14 protein-coding genes are annotated in these 17,038 nt (G+C 45.1%); 7 read left to right on the plus strand and 7 right to left on the minus strand.

Going from position 1 to position 17,038, the window contains the following annotated elements:
• Nucleotides 1-151 precede the first annotated feature (151 nt).
• The gene (locus tag LMJ53_RS14470) at nucleotides 152-2,374 is read right to left on the minus strand and encodes an Ig-like domain-containing protein (protein ID WP_229587834.1); all 2,223 of its coding nucleotides are present in this window, start codon (nucleotides 2,372-2,374) and stop codon (nucleotides 152-154) included.
• Between the two features lie 165 nt (nucleotides 2,375-2,539).
• Here LMJ53_RS14470 and LMJ53_RS14475 point away from each other — a divergent pair, with 165 nt between their 5' ends.
• Nucleotides 2,540-3,880 carry a dicarboxylate/amino acid:cation symporter gene (locus tag LMJ53_RS14475; protein WP_229587836.1) on the plus strand — a complete coding sequence of 447 codons (1,341 nt, stop codon included), beginning with the start codon at nucleotides 2,540-2,542 and terminating at the stop codon, nucleotides 3,878-3,880.
• Between the two features lie 47 nt (nucleotides 3,881-3,927).
• On the opposite strand, the gene LMJ53_RS14480 is transcribed toward LMJ53_RS14475, so the two are convergent.
• The 3 genes from LMJ53_RS14480 to LMJ53_RS14490 form a co-directional block, all read right to left on the minus strand.
• Nucleotides 3,928-4,596, minus strand: coding sequence for a thiopurine S-methyltransferase (locus LMJ53_RS14480; protein ID WP_229587837.1), 669 nt, complete (start codon nucleotides 4,594-4,596; stop codon nucleotides 3,928-3,930).
• 3 nt (nucleotides 4,597-4,599) lie between these two features.
• A complete protein-coding gene (sohB, locus tag LMJ53_RS14485) occupies nucleotides 4,600-5,589 on the minus strand; it encodes a protease SohB (RefSeq protein WP_229587839.1) in 990 nt (329 codons plus the stop codon).
• 99 nt (nucleotides 5,590-5,688) lie between these two features.
• Nucleotides 5,689-8,067, minus strand: coding sequence for a VolA/Pla-1 family phospholipase (locus tag LMJ53_RS14490; protein WP_229587841.1), 2,379 nt, complete (start codon nucleotides 8,065-8,067; stop codon nucleotides 5,689-5,691).
• Between the two features lie 234 nt (nucleotides 8,068-8,301).
• Between LMJ53_RS14490 and LMJ53_RS14495 the strand changes: the two genes are divergently transcribed.
• Complete coding sequence (locus LMJ53_RS14495) at nucleotides 8,302-9,054, plus strand: YciK family oxidoreductase (protein WP_229587843.1); 753 nt, start codon at nucleotides 8,302-8,304, stop codon at nucleotides 9,052-9,054.
• 54 nt (nucleotides 9,055-9,108) lie between these two features.
• Here LMJ53_RS14495 and LMJ53_RS14500 read toward each other — a convergent pair whose 3' ends face one another.
• Complete coding sequence (locus tag LMJ53_RS14500; protein WP_226752057.1) at nucleotides 9,109-9,636, minus strand: H-NS histone family protein; 528 nt, start codon at nucleotides 9,634-9,636, stop codon at nucleotides 9,109-9,111.
• A gap of 349 nt (nucleotides 9,637-9,985) precedes the next feature.
• On the opposite strand from LMJ53_RS14500, the gene can reads away from it, so the two are divergent.
• A complete protein-coding gene (gene can, locus LMJ53_RS14505) occupies nucleotides 9,986-10,642 on the plus strand; it encodes a carbonate dehydratase (protein ID WP_229587845.1) in 657 nt (218 codons plus the stop codon).
• Nucleotides 10,643-10,668: 26 nt separating this feature from the next.
• On the opposite strand, the gene purU is transcribed toward can, so the two are convergent.
• Nucleotides 10,669-11,502, minus strand: coding sequence for a formyltetrahydrofolate deformylase (purU, locus tag LMJ53_RS14510; RefSeq protein ID WP_229587847.1), 834 nt, complete (start codon nucleotides 11,500-11,502; stop codon nucleotides 10,669-10,671).
• A gap of 171 nt (nucleotides 11,503-11,673) precedes the next feature.
• Here purU and tsaA point away from each other — a divergent pair, with 171 nt between their 5' ends.
• From tsaA to LMJ53_RS14525, 3 genes are read left to right on the plus strand one after another with little or no spacing between them, the layout of a single operon-like run.
• Entirely contained in the window at nucleotides 11,674-12,381 is a 708-nt protein-coding gene (gene tsaA, locus LMJ53_RS14515) for a tRNA (N6-threonylcarbamoyladenosine(37)-N6)-methyltransferase TrmO (protein ID WP_226752054.1), read from the plus strand.
• Complete coding sequence (locus tag LMJ53_RS14520; protein ID WP_229587848.1) at nucleotides 12,353-13,408, plus strand: Kelch repeat-containing protein; 1,056 nt, start codon at nucleotides 12,353-12,355, stop codon at nucleotides 13,406-13,408. Before tsaA ends, LMJ53_RS14520 begins: the two co-directional genes overlap by 29 nt.
• 52 nt (nucleotides 13,409-13,460) lie before the next feature.
• Nucleotides 13,461-15,182: a proline--tRNA ligase gene (locus tag LMJ53_RS14525; RefSeq protein ID WP_229587850.1), complete on the plus strand. Its 1,722-nt coding sequence runs from the start codon at nucleotides 13,461-13,463 to the stop codon at nucleotides 15,180-15,182.
• 101 nt (nucleotides 15,183-15,283) lie between these two features.
• On the opposite strand, the gene LMJ53_RS14530 is transcribed toward LMJ53_RS14525, so the two are convergent.
• Nucleotides 15,284-16,159, minus strand: coding sequence for an MBL fold metallo-hydrolase (locus tag LMJ53_RS14530; RefSeq protein WP_229587852.1), 876 nt, complete (start codon nucleotides 16,157-16,159; stop codon nucleotides 15,284-15,286).
• 111 nt (nucleotides 16,160-16,270) lie between these two features.
• Here LMJ53_RS14530 and LMJ53_RS14535 point away from each other — a divergent pair, with 111 nt between their 5' ends.
• Nucleotides 16,271-17,020: a sulfite exporter TauE/SafE family protein gene (locus tag LMJ53_RS14535; RefSeq protein WP_229587854.1), complete on the plus strand. Its 750-nt coding sequence runs from the start codon at nucleotides 16,271-16,273 to the stop codon at nucleotides 17,018-17,020.
• Nucleotides 17,021-17,038 lie beyond the last annotated feature (18 nt).

Below are 17,038 nucleotides of genomic sequence, written 5' to 3' on the forward strand. Positions count from 1 at the left end.
GCGTCCTACTTCTTACTACCTGGACGCCGAGAGCGATGTTATCCTCGCTGCCTAAAGTCGAGTAAGCAGAAATACCCTGTCCGAAAGAAAAATGCCGGCCAGCTTAACTGACCGGCATTAGCCTTCAGGCTCCTTTTTTATTTCAAACGAATTATAAAATGTCAGTACAGTTCGCGCTGCTACCTAATGGATTAGGTGGTGGCGCTGATGTCTCAGTAGTTACATCATCAGCGGCTACTGGAAGATTATATTCTCTAAAGGCAACGTTTTCAGTACCTGCGGCAAAACCTGAAACTTGCAACCTAACATCTAACCATGTGGCATAATCCTGTGGGTAACGAACATTAAACACCGCAATCCCATTCTCATCTGCAGTAACAGTTTGAGGCACAGTAGCAACATTACCAGGTGTGATTTGTTTATCATTATTGGTATCTTCAGAAACTTCTAAAATACCATCCAAGTTAACGTCTTCATTAGGACACGTTGTGCTACGTTGAGGAACCCAAACCTTGAATTCTTCGGGCGTTGATTTCACCCAAACACCTTTACCATAGGATACGGGCACAACTGCCACATTGAGCTGTTGATTAGCAACAGGATTACCCGAGCTATCAGTTACAATGACTGAAAACTCTTTAGAATACAGACTATCGCTTGGTTTAGAAATGACATTACCTGTACCGAAGCGGAAGAACAATGTTCTCTCGCCCACTGCGATATCAGTCATGCCAGAGATATCGTTAGCTTCTGATGCGTTTTTAACTAAAGAACCTTTAACTTGCAAATTCAGGCCATCTACAGCCGCACCAGTGTTTACATCAGCTGTAAATACTGTCGTTGCAACCCCTGCAGAATTAGTTACTGCACTTACGGTACTTAATTGCCCACCGGCAGAATTATCCAGAGTGAAAATGACACTGCGGTTTTTAACAGGGTTATTTTTAGCGTCTCGCAAAATTGCACGAACATTACTTTGTTCACCTGGACCAACTTGAGCAGGGAATGCTTGTAGTTCAAGCTTAGATGCTGTTACTGCAACAAACTCAATCGTTTTCTGCGTGTTCACCGTGCTGCTGCCAGAGCCTGCTTGCGCAGCAATGGTCGTTAAACCTGCATACTCAGAAGAAACATAAACATTTGCTTGGCCATTAGCATCTGTGGTTTTGGCTACCGACACATTTTTTTGAATTAGCTCAGCAGACTCTGCCGCAATCACACCACGGCTAGTGGCAAAATTAATGTTTTGAGCAGCATTAGGCAGATTATCGACCAGCCATTGCACACGCAATTCTTTGGGGCTATTTAAACTGACTTCTTCAATAACTGGCGCATTTGTCACAGTTTGAAGAAATGTAAATGAATCAGGGCTTACATTTAAGCTCACTGAGCGTTGAGCTCCCAGCGCAGTAACTAGTATGGTATCTATACCACTGTTAACCGCGGTGTAAGTTACGGTCGCTTTACCTGTTGAACCTGAGGTTACAGGATTAGTCATGCTTAAAGTGTTACCTAACGACGATGCGATGTTTACCATCACATTTTCAAGGCTATTACCTTCAGAGTCGACAATAAAAATATCGAGTTGTGCGCTATCATTCAGAACCACAGCTTGCGGTGCAGTAATATTAACTTCAGTGCCCACAACCTTAACAATCAGTTGTGAACTTTGCTGCTGTGCTCTAACAGTAACTGTGATATCACGGTTATTTTTGTTAGAAAGCGTTGTTAGTGTGGCACGCGCAATACCGTTTGCTGCGGATGAAGAGTCAACCACTTGGATTTCACCTGAATCTGTACTGAAGGTTACAGGTATACCAGAAACAACATTGTTGTTAGTGTTACGAATTAAAGCACTCAACTCTACTTTGTCCGTACTCGCTGAGCCTAATTGTAATTTATCTGCGATTAATGATACGGAACCAATCGTTTCTCCGACATTCGTATCACCATCACCCGCGGAACTAAACACAACCTCGGCACTAATATCACCAAAAGTTGCAGTTATTTTACCCGCACCAGAGAGGGTGCCAACATTAACACCGAGCGATGCAACACCATTTGCATTAGTCACCGCGCTGCCTGTGCCATTAGCAAATGTCGCTAAAGACGAGTTATCTAAAGCAAAACTGACCAATTGGCCTGATACCACGCCTGAATTAGTTGCAGTTAAAGTTGCTTCAATAATCAAAGGAGTCGCAAGGGCTAACTGATTAGCACTTTGGCCTTGGCTATTTTTTAAAGTTACGCTCAGACTGTAAACAGGAACTGCGGATGTACCGCCAGAACTGCTACCGTCTAATGTTCCACCACCGCCACAAGCTGATAGCGTGAAAATAACGAACACCGCCCATAATTGCCGGATGTTTAACATGAAACTCTCCCTAGCACTTCTTTTATAGTTTTGTTAATTTTGCATCTTAAACCATTAATTATCCAGCTGGCAGGGTTAATTTAAAAAAAATTTCTATCTCTAGTGACCAAAGCTGGCACAAACTGGTAGTCTTAGTGCTTTATTACAACAAAAAAACCACTATATATGACGTCAAATAATAAAAAACTCAGTCTTACCTTACGTATTGTGATTGGTATGGTAGCTGGCCTTGCAGTCGGTTTCTTCTTTCAATTTTTACTGGGTGGTGCCGAAGAGCGCAATTTGGCATTGCTTGGTCTGGATATTCCCTTAAAAGCTTTTTTTGTTGACGGTATTTTTCATGTTGGCGGCGAAATATTTATTGCCAGCTTAAAAATGCTGGTGGTGCCATTGGTATTTGTGTCTTTAGTTTGTGGAACCTGCTCGTTATCTGACACCTCTAAACTTGGGCGTTTAGGTGGTAAAGCCATCGGCTTATATATGATCACCACCGCTATCGCCATTAGCTTAGCGATTGGCGCAGCCTTGTTAACTGGCCCAGGTTTGGGTGTGGAAATGCAAAGCGATCAAACCTTTGATGTCAGCTCTGCCCCAACGTTAGCGCAGGTCTTTATCAATATCTTCCCAAGTAACCCAATAGAGTCAATGGCTTCAGGCAATATGCTGCAAATAATCGTTTTTGCCGTGTTATTTGGCCTAGCCGTGGCCTTGTCAGGCAAACCGGGTGAGCGGATTGCCGCACAGTTTAATGATTTTAATGAAGTGATTATGAAGCTGGTCACTTTACTCATGAACTTAGCCCCCTATGGTGTGTTTTTCCTGATGGCGAAACTTTTTACCACGCTGGGTTTAGAAACTATCGGCAGCTTAGTCAAATACTTTGGCGTAGTGCTTTTTGTATTACTGTTTCATGGGTTTGTGGTTTATGCCTTGCTGTTAAAGTCACTAACGGGTTTAAACCCGATTATCTTTTTAAAGAAAATGCGCGATGCCGCGTTATTTGGCTTTAGTACTTCAAGCAGTAATGCCACGCTGCCAGTGACCATGGAAACGGTCAATAAAAAGCTCGGTGTCAATAACAGCATCAGTTCATTCACAGTGCCACTAGGCGCTACTATCAATATGGACGGTACAGCCATTATGCAGGGTGTTGCCACTGTCTTTATCGCTCAGGTGTTTGGTGTCGATTTAAGTCTTGGCGATTTCTTGATGGTGATTTTAACGGCGACCTTGGCCTCAATCGGTACGGCTGGTGTGCCGGGGGTGGGTTTAATCATGCTGGCGATGGTATTACAACAAGTAGGCTTACCGGTTGAAGGTATCGCGTTAATTATTGGTGTGGATCGCTTACTGGATATGACGCGCACCGCAGTAAACGTGACCGGTGATGCGATGGTGTCCTGTGTTGTCGCTAAAAGCGAAGGAGAGTTTAATGCAGCTATCTATAACAATCCAAACGCCGGTGAGAAAGAAGAAACCATCGATTTCCATCATTTAAGAGATTAACGTTTAGCGCTACCCGCTGCTGCTGCGGGTAGCGTTTTGAGCCTACTTTATGCCTGAACTAAATACACTTTTTCACATAAACGTGATGTTTCAAAACGACGCCGAGCAAAGCCTTGCCCCGTAATATCCAGTTGTTCTAGCAATTGGATCTGTCGCTTTGAAAAGTGCTGCTCTATCTCAGCGCTAGTGACACTAAAAGGTGGCCCCGCTTTTTCCTCCTCGGGGTATTCTAAGCTGATCAGCAGCAACACTGCGCCCTGCTCTAACCAGTTATCTAATTTTTCAACATAACGTTGTCGCATTTCCAAAGGCAACGCAATCAATGCTGCGCGATCGTAGATAAGGTTATTGGCGTTAACGCGACTATCAGGCAGTTGAAAGAAATCACCTTGTAATAGTTGTAACGCCTCAGCTTGAAAACGAATAAAGCCCTGCTCGGCTAATGGATGTGCGGTTGTAACAGTATGCGCCAGCTGATTTTCAGCAAAAAAAGCATGACAAGCGATATCCGACAACTCAATACCCAGAACCGGCCGCAAAGCCTGACAAAATAGCAAATCAGGGCTTTTACCACACAACGGAACCAGGATTTCAGTTAGCCTAGGCTGCTCGGCCAAGATCTGCGGCAACCAACGCTGCAACTGTGGATGCGGTTGTGCTAATTGAAAGCCGAGTTTATTTTGTTGCCAACACGCCTGCCAAAATGCTGCGTCCATGTGCTACCACCAACGGCGTTGTTGCAAATTTTGCCAGATGCCACTGGCGAAGCTCGCACCACCTGCGCCCAATTTATCTGCCAAGCCTTTTTTCAATTGAAACTTCACCTGTAGTACTTTTCGCTGGGCAAACATACTACACAAGTAATCATCACTGGTTTGCAATTGATCTACCAATGCTAAAGCAAGGGCTTGATAGCCAAACCAATGCTCTCCCGTAGCCACTTTGTCGATATCCAGCACTGGCCGCTGCTGGCTAACAAAGTCTTTAAACAGCACATGGGTTTCTTCTAATTCTTGCTGAAATTTTTCACGGCCTTTTGCGGTATTTTCACCAAACAAGGTGACGGTGCGCTTGAATTCACCCGCGGTAAACTGTTCAAAATCAACATCGTTTTTCTTTAATAATTTATTGAAATTAGGTATTTGTGCAATAACACCAATAGAGCCAATAATCGCAAAAGGTGCCGCCAGTAGTTTATCGGCCACGCAGGCCATCATATAGCCACCGCTGCCGGCTACTTTATCCACGGCTATAGTGAGTGGGATCTTTTGCTGCTTGAGTCTGTCTAACTGCGAGGCGGCTAAACCATAACCATGCACCACACCACCGCCACTTTCGAGCTTTAACAACACTTCGTCTTTTGTGGTGGCTACTGCCAAAATGGCGCTGATTTCTTCGCGTAACGCATCAGTTTCTTTCGCATCCATACTGCCATTAAAATCAATGACAAAGAGTGTTGGCTGCGGTTGTTTCTTTTCTGCTGATTGGGCTTTTTGCCATTTCTTGAAGGCTTTTTTATCCATCAGTTGCTGTTGTAACAGTTGCTGATTGTGCTGATACGCTTCACTGAGATCCGTGATAGACAACTGACCTTTACGTTGACGTGTTTTCATCGCAGCGCCTGCCATAATGGCCACCACAATCGCAAACGCCACCACTAAGGTGGCAACCTTCGCCAGAAAAATGCCATATTCATACAAAAATGCCAAAGCCTGTCTCCTTACAATGAATAATAAAGGTGCATCATACCCTAAAAGCAACAGCCCGGTGCAAGTGCAACCGGGCTGTGGGTAAACGCTAAGCAAAGCTTAGTTTGCAATCACCGAAGTATCTTGAATACCAATCTGTGTACCGCGACTTAAGAAGAACGTTACAGCTTGATATTGCATTTCACCGGTAGCGGCTGCACTACTCGCTGGATTTAAAATCGAGCCATGGTCACCCGCATTAAAACGGGTAATGGCATTACCGGTTAATGCTACACCTGGCGCTTGAGCTGGTACTGAGCCTGCACTTAATAACCGTGCCAGTGGTTCTGTACCGGCTAATGCCATGCGGCCATTTGCTAACGCCGTTAATGGATTAAAGAAGCCATTCGGAACAACTTGGTCTGGCAATCTATCCGCACCATTACCCACTACTTCAATCATAAAAGTGGGTGTGCCGCTGCTGACTAAGGCTTTAGCATAGTTGTTTGGATCACCACTGTCGGTCACGGTTTGCGCAGCAAAGGCAAACTGGCTTAAGGTGGCGGTAATGCGCGCTTGCTGTGCCGTGTTGCCTGTTTGGCTTAAGCTAGCAAGATACTGATTAACCACCGGCGCCGCACAAGTCGGCCAGGTTGCTGCGGTTGCCGCAGTTGGTGCACCGCAATCAGTATTGGTTGCCACGTAAGTGACAAACTCACTGGTTAATTGACCACCCGCGCCTAGCATCACACTGGCTTTAATCAGTGGGCCAAATGACCCTGAATCTAACAGGAAGTTGGCAATACCACCACCAGGCATTGCTAATACCGAGCTTTCAACTTTAAACGCGGCATCTAGAGCTGCATTACCAGTGGTGCTATTTGCTAAAGCCACCATGCTTGCACCTGTAATGCCCCCTAACGAATGCCCTAAAAACTGTACGCGGCTTTTATCAATGGTCACACCGGTCAGGTTATTTAAAGCAAAACGCAGCGCCAGCATATCGGCAATGCTTTGACGTAAGTTATCCCGTGTCACCAACAAATTGCTCAGATTCATATAATCAGTTGCAGAGTTAGTGGAGGCATTAAACGTTAAGTTGCCGGTCTCAGTTGCTTGGGTAAAACCACGGCTGCCATGCAACGGGTGATCAATGGCAATAGTGGCAAAACCTTGCGAAGCTAAGGCTCCTGTAACAGCGAGCATATCTTCTTTTTTAGAAGTAATACCATGCTGCAAAATCACCACTGGCCAACCGGCTTCAGGCATTGGAATAACATTACCATCAGGCACGGTCATCTGCACACCAACGGTTTCATAACTGCGGATAGCAGGGATCACGTTAAACTTAGTTAAATGACGAGCACTATCCACACCCAGATCGCGTAGCGCACCTGAAGTCACCGCCTGACAAAAACCATCATTTTCAGAGACAGGCGTGGCGGGTTTCATGCTGGCCGGTAAGGCTGCAATAATAGCACCACTGTCACAACGTGCAGTCCAGCGCGTGTTTAACGGCGCGGTCATGTTTGCTTCAGAAGGCTTACCTAAAAAGTACGGCAGCGTTAAGCTACCTTGATACAAACGGGTGATAGTAAAAACTGGCTGACTAGCGAAAGCAGGGTTAAGTTGCGATACCGTCAAACCGGTGTTTTGCATAGCCAAACCCGTAGGCGCATAACCTGTTGGTGTTGGCGAGCCCATCAGTTGCTTTAAGTTAGCTAATACCGCACCCGTAGATTGCGTGGTAATGGCCGCGGAATAAATAATACTGGTTTTGGGTAAGCCTTGATCGCGCACCATCACGTTTTCAAAGCTGTTAATCACACCTTGTAAGGCACGCTGAGAATCCGTGGCCAGTGGTAAAGTGCTCAGGTCTTGTTTCACTAACTCGTAAGTGGTTGAAGGTTTTACGGCTGCACCGGTGCTGTCTTTTAAACCGTTAGTTAACGCCAAAAGGTAAGTCGTGGCAGACTCAAGCGGTTTTAATGGCACTACAGCCACACTGTTACCACTGCCGGCAGAAACAAAATCAACGCCGTATTGTAATTCAGCAACAATTTTACAGGCGGCACCACGTGGTACGGCACGACAATCGGTCTCAGGAGAAGCAGGATCGCCCATTACGGCTTTAAAAATACGTACAGAGCCAGGTGCTGCCGCCGAGTCCATATTTAACGTCACACCAGCAGGAAAGCTTAAGGCAATGGTAAACGGATTTTGCGTAGACCAACCATCTAAAGCACCCAATGCAACTTGTGGATTGGTGTAATCAGGGGTAGCACCGCTATCGAGCGTTAGCGTACCGTCAGTGGTACCTTGAAAGAGTAAATCGTTTGGTACAGAAACGTTGCCGGCTGTGGGGTCAAATATGACCCGTGCACTCGGTGTTACCGTGCCTTCAACCGCCACATCTTGTTTGATATCTTCTATTGAATCACCACAGCCAGCTAAACCTAAAGCGGTGATTACTGCAATGCTTATTGCCAATCTCTTCATTTTATCTCCCCTGTCCATCACTGGTATTTTTTATTGCAAAGCATAAGTTTGCTTCACTTATTTTGAATTAGAGTGACTGCCCTAACGAACAGCTACGACCAGTTAAAGTTAACTCAAACTTTAGCAAATCGCTAGAGCAAAAAGACAGATAACCTGAAGTTTCATTAAGAAGAGTGCAAAAGCGGGTTTTTCCAAGTATCCTGTTGCCGTTTTTTTCAGTCAGGGGCTCCGTTAATGCAAGCACCACAACACTACTCTGCGCCCGCCGGCGCACTGCTTAATAAAGTTATTTTAGTTACTGGCGCCGGTGATGGCATTGGCAAAACCGCCGCTTTAACCTATGCCCGCTTTGGGGCGACGGTTATTTTATTAGGTAAAACCACCCATAAATTAACCGCGGTATACGATGAAATTGTAAATGCGGGATATCCTGAGCCAGCCATCATCCCGTTAGATTTAAAAGGCGCGACCGCAAAAAATTATCACGACATGGCGGCTACCATTAAAGCCGAGTTCGGTAAGCTCGATGGCGTATTACACAATGCAGGAATTTTAGGCGTATTGTCGCCGTTCGAGCATATTAATTTAGCCAGCTGGCAAGACATTATGCAAGTCAATGTCACAGGCGCCATGCTGATGACACAGGCGTTAATGCCTGTTTTAAAGTTAAGTCAGCAAGCGTCTGTCGTGTTTACCTCTTCTGGCGTGGGTCGGCAAGGTCGAGCGTTTTGGGGGCCATACGCGGTATCAAAGTTTGCTACTGAAGGTTTAATGCAAATTATTGCCAGCGAGTATGAAGACACCACGGTACGCTGTAATTGTATTAACCCCGGTGCCACCCGTACCAGTATGCGCGCGCGCGCCTACCCAGGTGAAGATGCGGCAACGTTAAAAACACCAGAAGATTTGATGTGGTTGTATTTGTATTTAATGTCTGACGATAGTATTGGTATTAATGGCCAATCCTTAGATGCACAGATTAAATAAATAGACATAAAAAAACCGGCAATGCCGGTTTTTTTATGTCTTATCGTTGCCGTATTAACGTGGCTCTAATATCTCAGCACCGTTTTCAGCAGCCCAAGCATTCCACACGACCACTTTACTATTAAAGTTGGCGGTAGCTTGCTCTGTGGCTTCATCTAATAACCGTTCAATATCTTTAGCGAACTTTTTGTCGACTTTATTGACCGGCACAACTTCAATACCCCGTGCTTGTAACCCTTTTTTCATAGTATGAGTACGAAGTAATTGTAATTGGCCGTCTTCAACATAGAAATACTGGCTGGCTTTGTTTAAGGTTTTAAACTTTGGTTTAACCGGACGTTTTGATTCTTTGGCTACACTGACGCTCTCTTCTGGCATCACATCTTGTACTTGCTTATAGCCAAGCTGTTCCAACGTAAATCCTTTTTCGCGGGCAAAACGTTCAATTTCACTGATGGCGTCAATTTCAGATTGGCGTTCAACCAATACTGAATTTAATGTGTCTAGCACATCATTTAATTTAGCCAGCGTTAATTCTTTTGCGGCTTTCTTTAATTCACGCTTATCAAGCAATAACGACATTTTAATACTCCCAAGTAATATTACTGCTCTAGAATATCGAATAAATTAAAATAATTAAAGTGATTCTTGCTTATTCAATAAATTAATCCAAATTATTATTCAGCTGGCGTTAATAAAAGTCATCTTGAATAATTAAAACCAGCTAAATAATGTAATAGTAAAAAAGTTTTAACTATTAATCTTATCATTTTGTTACTTTAACGCTTAAATACCCTTTTTAATTTCCGTGACAACGCCCCTAATAGTTGGGTAGGATCACAGCTTCTCACTCGTATTGCCTGCTGGTCGGGCTTGTCAGCAGCAAAAAAATCGTTATTGTGGCGCATCACGCCTTCAGTTGGATTGTTTAATGCCAAATTTCAAAGAATTATTTATCAACAATCGACAATGGGCGGATCGGATTGAACGCGAGCAACCCGGCTTTTTTAAACAGTTATCAGAGCAACAAGCCCCTGAATACTTGTGGATTGGTTGCTCGGATAGTCGTGTGCCGGCAAATGAAATTGTCGGTTTGATGCCAGGTGAATTGTTTGTACACCGCAATGTTGCCAACTTAGTGGTGCATTCAGATATGAATTGCCTTTCTGTGTTGCAATACGCTATCGAAGTATTGAAAGTAAAACATATTTTAGTGGTGGGGCATTACGGCTGTGGCGGTGTACGGGCAGCCATGATGAAACAGCGTGTTGGCTTCGTCGATAACTGGCTGCGTAATGTTAAAGATGTTTATGCCATGCATCGTGACGAATTAGATTTAATCGAGGATGAAGACCAGCGTGTCAATCGACTGATTGAGCTTAATGTGATGGAGCAGGTGCGTAACCTGTGTCACACCACCTTTGTGCAAGAGGCATGGGAGCGCGATCAGGCTTTAACCGTGCATGGTTGGGTATATAGTTTGCGTAACGGTCGAGTGAAAGACTTACGAGTCAGTCACTCAAGTATTGATCAAATTGATGAGATCTATGCGCTCGATTTACATGACGATCCCAGTTTAGCAGACTAAACACCGTGCGGGCGCAGACATGCGCCCTATAAAATCACGGTTTTATTACCGTGTACAAACACCCTATCCTCTGTAATAAATTGTAGCGCCTCACTTAATGCCGCCTTTTCCACATCACGGCCGGCTTTTTCCATATCCAGTGCGCTGTAGCTGTGATCTACCGCGGCCACTTTTTGCTGAATAATTGGCCCTTCATCGAGCTGCTCATTAACAAAATGCGCGGTTGCTCCGATGATTTTCACCCCACGCTCAAAGGCTTGTTGATAGGGCTTAGCGCCAATAAAAGCCGGTAAAAAACTATGATGGATATTCACGATACGATTCGGATAATGCGCGACAAAATTGGGCGTTAAAATCCGCATAAACTTGGCGAGAATAAGATAGTCAGGCTGATAGGGTGTGATCAGCTGTAACAACGCGGCTTCATGCTCAGCTCGGCTTAGCCCTTGATGGCTAATAAAATGATACGGTAAATCAAAACGCTGCGCCAATGCGGCTAATTCAGGATGATTACCAACAACCGCCGCGATATTTAATGATAGTGAGCCATCATACACCTTCATCAAAATATCACCCAAACAATGCGCTTCTTTTGTGACCAACACGACAACTTTTTTCGCCTGCCGGCACAACAAACTGCGGCTACTGCCTGGCGGTAAAGCCCGATCCAAATCTTGTAATAAGGTTTGCTCGTTAAAAATGCCGTCTAATTCGGTACGCATAAAAAATTGACCGGTTACCGGATCAACAAATTCAGTATTACGAATAATATTCAGTTGGTGCTTGTAACAAATATTGGTGATCTGCGCGATCAGCCCTTTTGAATCGGGACACTCAGTTAATAAAATACGCTGTTCCATAATGACACTAATTCAATAATAAAAAGACCTACGTATTGTGACAACTTAAACGTCTAGCGTCAAAGCCATTTAGACTTCTGATAGTAAAGGGCAAGTTTACTTGTTGTTTTAACGGGGGGCTTGCATAATAGCTGATTGTTTTTCTGCTTATTAACCAAGATATTTCTGAAGATGGCTCAGTATCAATTTAATAGCATCGGCTATATTAAATCACCCTATAAACAAAAGTTTGCCATCCCAAGGCAGCCAGGTTTAATCGCAGAAGCCTGTGGCAGTATCGAATTAGAAGCTGACTATGCCGATGAAGGGATCGTGCGAGGTATTGAAGCCTTTAGTCACCTCTGGTTAGTCTTTGTTTTTCATGAAACGGCAGACAAGGGTTGGTCGCCGTTAGTCCGCCCCCCTCGGTTAGGTGGCAACACCCGAAAAGGCGTATTTGCTACACGCGCCACCTTCCGACCTAATCCAATTGGCTTATCGGTCGTAAAACTAGATGGGGTTACTCGAAAAAACGGCAAATTACAGATTTTGATCAGCGGCTTAGATTTGTTAGATGGCACGCCGATTTTGGACATTAAACCTTATTTGCCCTATTCTGATGCGCTACCTGCTGCAAATGGTGGCTTTGCCGATGCCGCACCAGAGACCATGATGACCGTATCTATGTCAGAAAATGCTGAACAATTTTGCCAGCAACAAAAACACTATCCGCATTTACGCACTTTTATTGAAAAGGTTTTAAAACAGGATCCACGGCCACCCTATAAAAAACAACGGGCTGACATTCAACATTATGGCATGACCCTATACGAATTTAATATTAAATGGACCGTCGACGGAGAACACAACCATGTTACTGAAATCATGCAGCTACCTTAGCTTATTGGCCACCAGTTTTATTTGCTTCGCCCTGCCCGAGCTGCCTGAGCCTGTCAGTAACAATGCCGTAGCAGCCACCACAGTTCGAGGTAAAACCTATCTGCTTTCTGCAAGCGGCATAGGCCCAGCAAAAACCAGCGCACAGATCCATGATAAAGTGTGGTTACATACGCTTGGCGAATATAACTGGACAACCCTATCTGTCTTACCCAATCAACAACGGCTTCAAGGCCGCATTGGGGCCAGTGCCGTGGCCTTAAACAATAATTTTTTCATTCTGGGCGGCGCTTTTGTACAAAGCGATGGTAAAACCACGACAGCAGCAGATAGCTATCGGCTCGATCCCATCACCCGTCGCTATACGCGTTTAAATGATATGCCGGTACCGGTCGATCATGCGGCCGCCGTAGCTTATCAAAATCGTTACATTTATCTCATTAGTGGTTTTAGTGAATACGGTGCCGTTAATGTGGTGCAGTTATTTGATAATTACACCCAGCGCTGGTCGCAAGCTACGCCATTTCCGGGTAAACCCGCCTTTGGTTTAGCTGCTGCTGTTGCCGCAGATCAATTGATTGTCTGTGATGGCGTAACCTTGGATTATCATCAAAGTAGCCCACAGCAACAACCGGTGGCTGAATGTTGGGCTGGAAAGCTGGGTAACAATGCCAATAGCATCGCCTGGCAAAGCATTCCACACCCCACTGGCGATGCTCGCTACCGTTTAGCCGCGGCCACCGTTAAGGTCAACGGCGAAGAAATGGCCGTGTTTATCGGCGGTAGTAATGTGCCTTATCAACTGAATGGTCGTGATTATCAAAATCTCGTTGCCAGCCCCAGTGCTGCTGTTTGGTTATATTCCCCAAAACAACAACGCTGGTTAGCCGCTGAAAATACAACGGCGATAATGGATTTAAGAGGTTTAATCGAGTTACCTGATGGTTTATACAGCCTTGGCGGCATGCTTTTAGAGCAAGAAGTCACAAATAAGCTCATTAAACATCAGATTAAACTTCTGCCCGAGTAGATCCGTTGTTAGAATGAGGGCAATTTTTTAAGTCTTTTTTACAGAGAGCCTCATGCGCACCAGTCAGTATTTATTATCTACGATGAAAGAAACGCCAGCAGATGCCGAAGTTATTAGTCACAAGTTAATGCTTCGCGCCGGTATGATCCGCCGTTTATCTTCTGGTTTATACACTTATTTACCTACTGGCGTTAGAGTGTTGCGTAAGGTAGAGCAAATTGTTCGTGAAGAAATGAACAATGCCGGTGCCATTGAAGTACTGATGCCCATGGTACAACCGGCTGAACTGTGGCAGGAATCAGGCCGCTGGGAGAAAATGGACGCCGAGTTATTGCGTTTTCAAGACCGCCATCTGCGCGATTTCGTATTAGGCCCTACACATGAAGAAGTGATTACTGATCTGGTTCGTCGCGAAATCACCAGCTATAAACAGCTGCCGCTGAGCTTATATCAAATTCAAAACAAATTCCGCGATGAGCGTCGGCCCCGTTTTGGTGTGATGCGTGCGCGTGAGTTTTTAATGAAAGATGCGTATTCATTTCATTTAAGCCAAGACTCATTACAACAAACTTACGATGCCATGTACCGCGCTTACTGCAATATCTTTAATCGTCTTGGTTTAGACTATCGGCCTGTGCTTGCCGACACCGGCGCGATTGGCGGTAGTGTCTCGCACGAGTTTCATGTGCTGGCCTCTTCCGGCGAAGATGCCATTGCCTTCTCTGATACCAGCGATTATGCCGCGAATATCGAAATGGCCGAAGCAAAAGCGCCGGCGGGTGAACGCCCAGCCGCAACGCAAAGCATGCAAGAAGTTGCCACACCAAATGTCGGCACTGTTGCTGCCGTAGCAGAGTTATTAAACATCAGCGAACAGCAAATTGCGAAAACCTTATTCGTTGTTGGCGTTGCCAAAGATGATGCACCGGCATCCCTAGTTGCATTAGTGGTTCGCGGCGATCATGAGCTGAATGAAGTTAAAGCGGAGAAATTACCACAAGTTGCCGTACCCCTGCAATTTGCTAACGAACAGCAAATTCGTCAACTGGTTAACGCAGCACCTGGCTCAGTAGGTCCTGTGGGGTTAACCATCCCGGTGATTGTGGACCGCAGCGCCGCACACCTTGCTGATTTTGTTGTGGGTGCCAATAAAGACGGCTACCATTTAACCGGCGTCAATTGGGATCGCGACATCACTGATTACCAGGTTGCCGATCTTCGCAATATCGTTGAAGGCGATCCAAGCCCTTGTGGTTTTGGTCACTTAGTGATTAAGCGTGGTATTGAAGTGGGTCATATCTTCCAATTGGGCGATAAATACTCTCAAGCGCTTAAAGCCGGTGTATTGAATGAAGAAGGTAAACACCAAATTATGACCATGGGCTGTTATGGTGTGGGTGTGTCACGCATTGTTGCCGCCGCGATTGAACAGAACCACGACGAATACGGTATTATTTGGCCTGACGCAATAGCGCCCTTCCAAGTGGCGTTGATCCCAATGAATATGCACAAGTCAGTGCGTGTAGCTGAAGCCACTGAGCTGATGTATCAACAACTTAAAGCTGCGGGTATTGACGTACTCTTTGATGATCGTAAAGAGCGCCCGGGTGTGATGTTCGCTGACATGGAACTGATTGGTGTGCCTCACAGCATCGTGATTGGCGAGCGTAACCTCGATAACCGTCAGGCCGAATACAAAAATCGCCGCACGGGTGAAAAGCAGCTGTTAGATTTAGACCAATTAGTCAGTCAATTTACGGGTTTGCTTAAATAACACCTACAACAGCAGTTTCGACTCATGGCGGGCTGCTGTTTTATTATCGCTTGGCGAGCTTAGCGCGTGAAATACCCTAGGCTCGCATCATCACGTAGTTGTTATACTTGTTTTAAAGGTATTTTAACGTAACTCACACCATTACTTTCGGCTTGAGGCAGTTGCCCAGCGCGAATATTCACCTGTACCGAAGGATAGATCAGTCGCGGTACAGCTAAGGTTTTATCGCGTGTTTCACGTTTTTGCACAAAATCTGCTTCAACGGTGTCAGCTTTCACATGGATATTTTGCTGTTTTTGTTCGGCCACCGTCGTTTTAAAACGTAATTCACGACCATTCGGTTGATAATCATGGCAAACATAAACAACCGTTTCTGCTGGCAACTGATATAAACGCTGGATAGAACGGAACAAGATATGAGCATCACCACCCGGAAAATCACAACGTGCCGTACCGCCATCAGGCATAAACAGTGAATCACCTACAAACACATTGCCAGCAATTAAATAACTGACACTGTCGTTGGTATGACCCGGTGTATTCATCACCGTCGCGGTAACCGAGCCGATGTTAAACGTTTCACCATCCGCAAATAACTTATCAAAATAATCACCCGTACCCATTAATTCTGCATCAGCGATATTAAAAACCATTTTGAACGTTTGCTGAACCTTACGGATCCCCTCACCAATCGCAATGGGTGCTGCTGTTTTTTGCTTTAGATAATGCGCGGCAGAAAGATGATCAGCATGAGCGTGGGTTTCTAAAATCCACTGTAACTGCCAGCCTTGCTCAGCTAAGTACGCTAAAATGTTATCCGCTGCCTTCGTGCTAACCTGCCCTGCAGCAGCATCGTAATCTAATACTGGATCAATCACTGCCGCTTTTGCCGTTGCTTTATCGACAACCACATAACTGCAAGTTGCGCTATCATTGTCAAAGAACATTTCAATATGCAGTTCATCCAGGTTACTCATCTTTCAGCCCTTACTTTAGTTAATGCTAAATTTTGATTGCAGCTTAACGAAAAAGCCCATAGAATGCAATTCTGTTATATACATATTCCATAAAAGAATATAGGAGTGGCGATGTTGGTATTAATGGGTGCCTTAATCATCGGGCTTAGCTTGGGGCTGTTCGGCTCAGGTGGATCGATCCTGACCGTACCGGTGTTGTTGTATTTGGTTGGCATGCCCGCCTCATTGGCCATCGCATCGTCGCTATTAATAGTAGCGCTGATCAGCTTGTTTGGTTCAATCCACAATATGTTTCGCCGTTTAATCAGTTGGCGCCATGTTTTATGGTTCGGTGTACCCGGTATGTTAGGGACTTATGGTGGCGCTTGGCTAGGCACCTTAGTGGATAGCCGCTGGCAGTTATTAGTCTTCGCGTCATTAATGGTGGTTGCGGCAATAATGATGTGGCGCAGTAAAGTCACGATCATTGATCAACCCAAAACGTTTCATCATATTAAGGTCATTGCCGATGGTTTAGTGGTTGGTGCGATCACCGGTTTTGTGGGGGTTGGAGGGGGCTTCTTAATCGTCCCCGCATTAGTATTATTGGCCGGGTTACCCCTACATATCGGCGTAGCAACCAGCTTAATGATCATTGCGTTAAAATCGTTGGTCGGTTTTGCAAAATACTACAGTGTGTTTCATGCGCAAGGCTTGGTATTTGACTGGCACGCCATCACTATCATGGTTGTGGCCGGTATTTTGGGAAGTTATGTTGGCGGTTGGCTCAATCGCAGATTACCGAAAGCGATCTTACAAAAAGGCTTTGCTGTATTCTTGGCGATCATGGCGGGTGTCGTGATTTATCAATCTGTTTTATAAACTGTTTTTGGAGGATTT

The organism is Rheinheimera sp. UJ51, from assembly GCF_020819615.1.
GTDB lineage: Bacteria > Pseudomonadota > Gammaproteobacteria > Enterobacterales > Alteromonadaceae > Alishewanella > Alishewanella maricola.

Coding starts and splice junctions, on each gene's coding strand:
- LMJ53_RS14470 (WP_229587834.1), bottom strand. CDS start 2,374: ATGTTAAACATCCGGCAATTATGGGCGGTGTTCGTTATTTTCACGCTA.
- LMJ53_RS14475 (WP_229587836.1), top strand. CDS start 2,540: ATGACGTCAAATAATAAAAAACTCAGTCTTACCTTACGTATTGTGATT.
- LMJ53_RS14480 (WP_229587837.1), bottom strand. CDS start 4,596: ATGGACGCAGCATTTTGGCAGGCGTGTTGGCAACAAAATAAACTCGGC.
- LMJ53_RS14490 (WP_229587841.1), bottom strand. CDS start 8,067: ATGAAGAGATTGGCAATAAGCATTGCAGTAATCACCGCTTTAGGTTTA.
- LMJ53_RS14495 (WP_229587843.1), top strand. CDS start 8,302: ATGCAAGCACCACAACACTACTCTGCGCCCGCCGGCGCACTGCTTAAT.
- LMJ53_RS14500 (WP_226752057.1), bottom strand. CDS start 9,636: ATGTCGTTATTGCTTGATAAGCGTGAATTAAAGAAAGCCGCAAAAGAA.
- can (WP_229587845.1), top strand. CDS start 9,986: ATGCCAAATTTCAAAGAATTATTTATCAACAATCGACAATGGGCGGAT.
- purU (WP_229587847.1), bottom strand. CDS start 11,502: ATGGAACAGCGTATTTTATTAACTGAGTGTCCCGATTCAAAAGGGCTG.
- tsaA (WP_226752054.1), top strand. CDS start 11,674: ATGGCTCAGTATCAATTTAATAGCATCGGCTATATTAAATCACCCTAT.
- LMJ53_RS14520 (WP_229587848.1), top strand. CDS start 12,353: ATGTTACTGAAATCATGCAGCTACCTTAGCTTATTGGCCACCAGTTTT.
- LMJ53_RS14525 (WP_229587850.1), top strand. CDS start 13,461: ATGCGCACCAGTCAGTATTTATTATCTACGATGAAAGAAACGCCAGCA.
- LMJ53_RS14530 (WP_229587852.1), bottom strand. CDS start 16,159: ATGAGTAACCTGGATGAACTGCATATTGAAATGTTCTTTGACAATGAT.
- LMJ53_RS14535 (WP_229587854.1), top strand. CDS start 16,271: ATGTTGGTATTAATGGGTGCCTTAATCATCGGGCTTAGCTTGGGGCTG.